At 39.9% G+C, this 7,163-nt stretch carries 5 protein-coding genes and 1 pseudogene; 3 read left to right on the plus strand and 3 right to left on the minus strand.

The features are described from left to right. Positions 1–30 precede the first annotated feature (30 nt). Together H6G28_RS16440 and H6G28_RS16445 are read left to right on the plus strand one after the other, a co-directional pair. Complete coding sequence (locus tag H6G28_RS16440) at positions 31–870, plus strand: class I SAM-dependent methyltransferase (protein WP_190672277.1); 840 nt, start codon at positions 31–33, stop codon at positions 868–870. 350 nt (positions 871–1,220) lie between these two features. Then, positions 1,221–2,921, plus strand: a complete 1,701-nt coding sequence (locus H6G28_RS16445; protein WP_190672280.1) for an FAD-binding oxidoreductase — start codon at positions 1,221–1,223, stop codon at positions 2,919–2,921. A 254-nt stretch (positions 2,922–3,175) separates the two neighbouring features. On the opposite strand, the pseudogene H6G28_RS37945 reads toward H6G28_RS16445, so the two are convergent. From H6G28_RS37945 to H6G28_RS16460, 3 genes and pseudogenes are all read right to left on the minus strand, one after another. Beyond that, positions 3,176–3,500: pseudogene (locus H6G28_RS37945) on the minus strand (transposase); the annotation flags it as partial. Continuing rightward, positions 3,446–3,700, minus strand: a complete 255-nt coding sequence (locus H6G28_RS16455; protein WP_524538614.1) for a recombinase family protein — start codon at positions 3,698–3,700, stop codon at positions 3,446–3,448. The pseudogene H6G28_RS37945 and the gene H6G28_RS16455, both read right to left, overlap by 55 nt. Beyond that, positions 3,669–4,154, minus strand: a complete 486-nt coding sequence (locus H6G28_RS16460; protein ID WP_190672283.1) for a molybdenum cofactor biosynthesis protein MoaE — start codon at positions 4,152–4,154, stop codon at positions 3,669–3,671. The genes H6G28_RS16455 and H6G28_RS16460 overlap by 32 nt, the downstream gene beginning before the upstream one ends. Positions 4,155–4,346: 192 nt before the next feature. On the opposite strand from H6G28_RS16460, the gene H6G28_RS16465 reads away from it, so the two are divergent. Continuing rightward, positions 4,347–6,806 (plus strand): PAS domain-containing protein, encoded by a 2,460-nt coding sequence (locus H6G28_RS16465; RefSeq protein WP_190672286.1) that lies wholly within the window; start codon positions 4,347–4,349, stop codon positions 6,804–6,806. The last annotated feature ends 357 nt before the right edge of the window (positions 6,807–7,163 follow it).

A 7,163-nucleotide genomic window follows, 5' to 3' on the forward strand; every position in this document is an offset into this window, starting at 1 on the left:
AACAACAATTCACATAACTGGAGGATTCCAATGGTTTTACTACAAGAAGATAGAGGATTTGACTTAGTTGGAAAATATGATCAAGATGCAATTAACGGATTTGACTCTCAATTAATTAATCAGATATTCAGGCTGTTAGAACCAGAAAAAGCTCAGACTGTTCTAGATGCAATGGCAGGAGATGGCAACCTAGCGCACGGGCTTTATCAATACTGTCTGACACACAAAATTGATTGTCCTAAACTCGTTGTACTGGAGTACTCACAGGTACAAACCAAGTTTGCCAGCAATAAGCTTGCACAAGCTAACGCAGAGGTGATTTGGGGAGATATTTTAACCATGACTTCCCGCGACTCTCACATCCGAATCCCCGATAACTCTTTTGATCGAGTCATGATTAAAAGTTCCAACCATGAAATTCCTCGCTCTTATCAGTTAGAGCTTTATCGTAGTATCTACCGAGTTTTGAAGCCAGGCGGACTTTTTGTGAATCTTGGTATGCTATTCGATGATCCACAAGAAAGGGATGAACTGCGGGAAATTGCGAGAGTCAAAGATACTTATGCTGGTATGGATGATTTAGCCAAAAACCGTCATTTTCTTACCAGAGAAGAGCTATACGGATGGCTCACCACATCAGGGTTTATCAATGTTAAGTGCGAACAAAGCTTCAATTACAGAATTAACTCTTCAATTGTTGCTCAACAGTACTTTTCCGAGGAACAAAGACTTCAAGCTGACCTCGAACATCAAGCGGCTCAAGTTAGAGCTTACAGAATGCGTTTAAATGGGCGTATTCAATTTGATCGCAATGTTAGTTTGATGCTCTGTCCAGGTGAGATTACAACTGCTCGCAAGCCGCTTGTTTAACTAACTTAGAAATTCCTAAAACTTCGTAGATAAAAGAAAGCCGAGGAAGCTGGAGAAGTAAAAGAGCTATTATTGCTAAATTTTCACTACCCCAGCGCCCCCGTACCGAGAACTGATTGCTAGGCTTTCATTGTCTTGAAAACCTTTTCAATAGTGACGACTCAAGAATAAAAATGTTGCATTAATTTTTTTGGAGGATAACTTTTTTGCAACAAAGATGCTTCATCTTGATGCACTGATTTAGCTTGACTACGCCACTAGTGAGAAATCGGAATTTAGTCTCACCTCTAAAAAAGAGGTGAGATACCAACATTTTGAATTATCAACAATCTAGTACTTAACCCAAAAATATGGAATACTTAGCCAAAGTACTGCAAGCATATCAAGAACTTTTAAGTCCAGATAATGTGGTGGTTGATCAAAAATCCATCTCGGCGGCTGAAACTGCAACATTTGCAACAACTCAGAAAGTGCTGGCCATTATTCGACCGGGAAACTGTGCTGAAGTCCAAGAGTGTGTCTGCATAGCAAACAAATATAAAGTACCTATTTACCCTGTGAGTACAGGCAAAAATTGGGGATATGGTTCAAAAGTGCCTACTCAAGATGGTTGCGTGATTATGGAATTGAGTAGGCTCAACCGAATTGTGGATTATGACGAGAAGTTGGCTTATGTGACTGTAGAAGCTGGTGTCACACAGGGACAACTGTTTGAGTTTTTACAAAAACATCAGTCAAACTTAATGATGTCTGTGACAGGAAGTGCTTCCGATTCCAGTTTAGTTGGCAATATCTTAGAAAGAGGAATTGGTAAAGGGCCTTATGGCGATAGATTTGCTAATGTCTGCGGATTTGAAGTTGTTTTACCAACAGGAGAATTGATTCATACTGGATTTGATCGCTTTGCAAATGCTCAAGCTGCTAAGGTGAATCGTTGGGGAATAGGCCCTTATTTAGATGGCATATTTACACAGTCTAACTTTGGGATTGTTACACAAATGACAATCTGGTTAATTCCCCAACCTCAATATTTCCAGTCTTTTTTCTATTCTCTCCAAGATGATTCTGCTTTTGAAGAATTTATCGATACTCTGCAAAATTTAAAGTTACAAGGACTATTAAGAAATAGCTTTGTTATCTTTAATGACTATCGTATGTTGTCTACAAAACAACAATATCCTTGGAAAGATACTAATGAAAAAACACCCCTCCCAGAAGATTTAATGCCTAACTTTAGAAAGGCATGGGGTGGTGGTTTATGGATTGGTGAAGGCGCTTTATACTCTGCTAGTAAAGAACAGGGACGAATTGAAAGGAAGTTAATTCAACGAGCATTGAAGAAAACAGTTAATAAAATTGTATTTTTTGATGAGCGTAAAGCAAAAATTTTAGAAATCATTCGCCCTATTTATAAATTGATTACTGGAGTAGATTTAAGAGGTATAATTGACTTTTTCTATAATAAAAATCTCCAGCGAGGTATCCCCACTGACAAAGTTATTTCTATGGCTTACTGGAGAAAGCGAGATCCTGTACCATCTAATATGAATCCAGATAGAGATCGTTGTGGTTTGATTTGGTTGGCTCCTAGTGTACCTTTTGATGGCAAGCATGTGAGAACAGCTTTAAAAATTATTGAAGAAATCGCTATCCGATATCAGTTTGAGCCAAATATTGGACTGCAATGTGTCACAGAAAGAAGTATCGATATGACTGTTGCGATTGTTTACGATAGAGATGTGCCTGGAGAAGATGAAAGAGCGATCGCTTGTCATGATGAAATGATGCAAAAATTGATACTAGAAGGCTATATTCCTTATCGCTTAACGACTTCAGCAATGAATTCTTTACCAACACCCAAAGATGACTATGGCAAATTACTACAAGAATTAAAACGGGCGTTAGACCCAAATAATATCCTAGCTCCCGGTAGATACGATTTTCAGCAAGACTGGCCGGACAAATTTGACTTTAGAAAGTATTACGATCATTCTGTCGCCTTGGCCAGCCAAACTCTCAGAAAGAGTTCTGAGGAAATTGCCCAAGATTGATAAGTACATACAAGACTTAAGCACAAAGGTTGTTTGTTAAGAATGAGTGTGAGGTTGTAGGGGTGAACGGCTGTTCACCCCTACAACCTATTTAAGTAGGACTTACCTAAGTGTCACAATTGGTGGTTGGTGTGTGGCGTGATAAATCTGATGACTACGTTCAAATCTTCTCGTTGCGTCACGCACCCTACAGAAAAATCCCCACCAAATAACTTTTTCAGCAAACCCTATTTATTGCATAGCAATCCTAAATGAGTCGTGGTAGCCATCCCAATTAAACGACTATTTTGCGCCAATCCAAAAACGTAGTCAACTCCAGGCAGTGACTCACACCATGTCATAATATCGTCCCTGGAATAAGCACTATCTCCTCGTACTAAAATCTCAACATATTTTTTTTCCTAATGCTAGAGCAAACATCGGGTCATGACGTAATTCTTCATGGTCGTTTAAGTCTTCGTATCCCATGATTAATCCGTATATTCGTTGTGTAATTAAGTCTTTTATTGAATGGTCAACTCGGTTTACTTTTCGGTAATCTTTGAAACACTGTGCAAACTGTGATGTGATTTGCAGTTTGCACAATTAGAACGTTGGTCTTCTTTGCCCTCACGTCCAGATTCAGTATCAGTTAATACTATTTCTGCCCCTGCCGCCTTAAGACGAGCTATTTGCTGATCTAATGCCGCCCAATTTTCTGCCTGTTCTCTAGATGAAACACGGGCATAGGCAACTACTTCGGGAATTTTAGCAATTTTGTCCTGACTGTTCACAAGCACCAATACTCACCCAAGTGGTAGAACCATTTTGCCAGTGTTCTTTTTTCCAAATTGGCGCGTTATGTTTCAAAGTATCAATAGCATAGCGACAGGCTTCAAACGCCTCACCGCGATGGGGACAGCCGACAGCGACTAAAACGCTGATTTCGCCTACTTGTAACCTACCAATGCGGTGATGAATCACAACTCGTTTAACATCAGGCCAAAATGTGCGAATATCAGCCGCAATTTGATAAAACACCCGCATCGCCATCGGTTCATAAGCTTGATATTCTAGGGCGACGACAGGTTGTCCATCAGTGTTGTTGCGTACCATACCACTCATCACCACCACAGCACCGTTAGCTGCATCGTCCGCTTTGGCGTAGACTTCCTCAAGGGATAAGGGAGCAAAGGTAATTGCAAAACTATCTTCGAGTCTTGGTTTAATTGGTGCGGTAAATGTAGTGGTCATATAAAATTTGGTTTGATTTCTGAATTTAAGGAGTGAAGGTAGGGAAAAGGGAACAGGGAACAGAGATTTTATTGATTTTGTTCAGAAATCAAATATGAGTCCCATCATAGAGTTGATAATAATTTGTATAAGCCATAGCATTTTAAATTTCTGATTTTAAATTTTGATATTGATGAAGAACTACCAATCACCATGACTAATCAAGATTCGGCGCTGATTTTGATTGTCGATGACGACGATGTGACCAGAATTCATCTGCGTCAACTGATGGAATATGCTGGATATCGAGTCGTAGAAGCTAGTAATGGTTGCAAAGCAATTACTACCTACACTAATTTACATCCAGATATGGTAATTATAGATGCTATTATGCCCGTTATGGATGGGTTTACTTGCTGCGAAAAATTACAAAAATTACCAGATATTCAGGATACACCAATATTAATGATTACTGCGGCTTACGAGCCAGCATCGGTAGAGCGAGCTTTTGCCGTGGGTGCAACCGACTACATTACTAAACCAATTCAATGGGTAGTATTATCCCACAGAATCCGCCATCTTTTAGCAGCATCTCGCGCCATCAAGCAATTACGTCAGCAAAATCAACAGGCGCAATTACGAGAAACCCAAATGAAAATTGCCCTAGAAGCTGCTCGGATGGGAACTTGGGACTGGAATATAATTACTAATCAAGTTAGTTGGTCAGATAACAAAGAAGCACTGTTTGGCTTGGAACCTGGTAGTTTTGATGGTCGGTATGAAACTTTTTTACACTATGTTCATCCCCAAGACCGGGATTTTGTCAACATCTCGGTAATCGAAGCAGTGCAAACAGATGCGGAGTATGATGTGGAATTTCGGATTGTTTTAGCTGATGGTAGCATTCGCTGGTTAGTGAGCAAAGGTGTAGTTTTTCGCAACGCGGCTGGGGAACCTGTGCGAATGTCTGGGATCGTGATAGATATTACCAAGCGTAAACAAGCAGAAGCAGAATTGCGCCAGAGTGAAGAGCGATTTCAAATTATTACCCGTGCAACTAATGATGTGATTTGGGATTGGGATTTGCTGACGAATCAGGTGTGGTGGAATCAAGCTGTACAAACCCTGTTTGGCTATCCCTTAGCAGAGTTGAGTGCTGATTTAAATTGGTGGTATGAACGCATACATCCAGAAGATCAACCAATAATTGATACGGATATGTGGGCTGCTATTAATAGCGGGCAACAATTTTGGTCACATGAATACCGCTTTCGTCGTTATGATGGTTCCTATGCTTACATTTTAGACCGAGCTTATATTGTCCATGACCAAGCAGGTCAACCAGTGCGGATGATTGGTGCGATGATGGACATTACTGAACGTAAGCGAGTACAGGCACAATTACAATGGCAAAATTTACGATCGCAGTTATTTGCTGACATCACTGTCAAAATTCGCCAGTCTTTACAGATTGACGAAATTTTGCAAACCAGTGTCACTGAGGTACAAAAATTACTGCGTGCAGATAGAGTTTTGATTTTACGACTACGTTCCAACGGCTCAATCTTAATTTTAAAAGAAGCCGTGGTTCCTGGTTTGCCAATGGCCTCAAGTCTGGAATTGAATGAGCCGACTCTCGGAGAAATGTATGTTTTAAAATACAGCCAGGGAATAATTAACGCCATTAGTAATTTAGACGACGAACAAGAAGCAGCAAACATCTCACCGCCACACCTGAAAATTATGCAAGAGTTGGGTGTCAAAGCTGTTCTTTCGGTACCAATCTTTCTCCAAAATCAAATCTGGGGCTTATTAATTGCCAATCAGTGTGTACATCCCCGACAGTGGAATAACTGGGAAATTGAACTTTTGCAACAACTCGCAGATCAAATTGGTATCGCTTTAACCCAAAGCAAAATTCTGGAAACCGAAACTCGTCAACGACAAGAACTCAGCCGTTCTAATGAAGCACTGCAAGAATTTGCCTTTATTGCTTCCCATGATTTACAAGAACCGCTACGCAAAATTAAAACTTTTAGCGAACGCTTACTGATTACTTGTGGTGACTCTTTACCTGAAGCTGCATCTGATTATTTAGAAAGAATGCAGAATGCTGTTTTGCGAATGCAGACTTTAATTGAAGGTTTGTTAACGCTCTCACGGGTAACAACCAGAGCGCAACCTTTTGTATCTGTAAGTTTAGCTGAAATCACCCAAGAGGTATTGTCGGATTTAGAAGTTTTAATTCAACAAACAGGCGCAACTGTGGAAGTGGAAGATTTACCAACAATCAAAGCTGATCCTCTGCAAATGCGCCAATTAATGCAAAATCTCATTGGTAACGCTTTGAAATTTCATCACCCACAAATGACACCTATTGTCAAAATATATAGTCAACATTTAAATAATCAATCAGCACAATTAGCCGTGGGACTGGAATTTTGTCAAATTATCATCGAAGATAATGGTATTGGATTTGAACAAAAGTATAGCGATCGCATCTTTCAAATTTTTCAAAGGTTACATGGTCGGCGAGAATATGAAGGTACAGGCATTGGCTTAACTATTTGTCGCAAAATCGCCGAACGCCATTTCGGCACAATTACTGCTCAAAGCACCCCAGGAAAAGGTACAAAATTAATTGTCAATTTGCCAATAAATTCTCCTACATAGTTTTTCTTCTGCCAGAGGTATTATTCCAGTTCTGAAAAATAGGGTTAATTGGACAAATATAGCAGAAGGCAGTCCCGATGAAAAAATTTCACAGTCATAGATGAAAGATATCCTTCCCCTACACCCCCATACCCTTACACCCTTACACCCTCTTTCAAGGCAGGAGGAAAAGTCTTACTATTTCTGGCATTCAAACTTTGAAATTGTCCTAACATCTCTGACTACTGCTATACATCTAGAAACTACTAGTACAGCAAGGCGGAAATAAGCAGACCATTAAAGAGCCAAAACTTTGCCCTTATAAGTCCACTGAAAAGGTTTAGCCATTGTTTGATTAAAGTAGTCGATAAACTGGAG

Origin of the sequence: Nostoc sp. FACHB-190, from assembly GCF_014696905.1 — a bacterium.
In the GTDB taxonomy this organism is placed as follows: Bacteria; Cyanobacteriota; Cyanobacteriia; order Cyanobacteriales; family Nostocaceae; genus Nostoc_B.

Bases quoted from the DNA above. Each gene is read 5' to 3' on its own strand.
- H6G28_RS16440 (WP_190672277.1), top strand. From the start codon at position 31: ATGGTTTTACTACAAGAAGATAGAGGATTTGACTTAGTTGGAAAATAT.
- H6G28_RS16445 (WP_190672280.1), top strand. From the start codon at position 1,221: ATGGAATACTTAGCCAAAGTACTGCAAGCATATCAAGAACTTTTAAGT.
- H6G28_RS16460 (WP_190672283.1), bottom strand. From the start codon at position 4,154: ATGACCACTACATTTACCGCACCAATTAAACCAAGACTCGAAGATAGT.
- H6G28_RS16465 (WP_190672286.1), top strand. From the start codon at position 4,347: ATGACTAATCAAGATTCGGCGCTGATTTTGATTGTCGATGACGACGAT.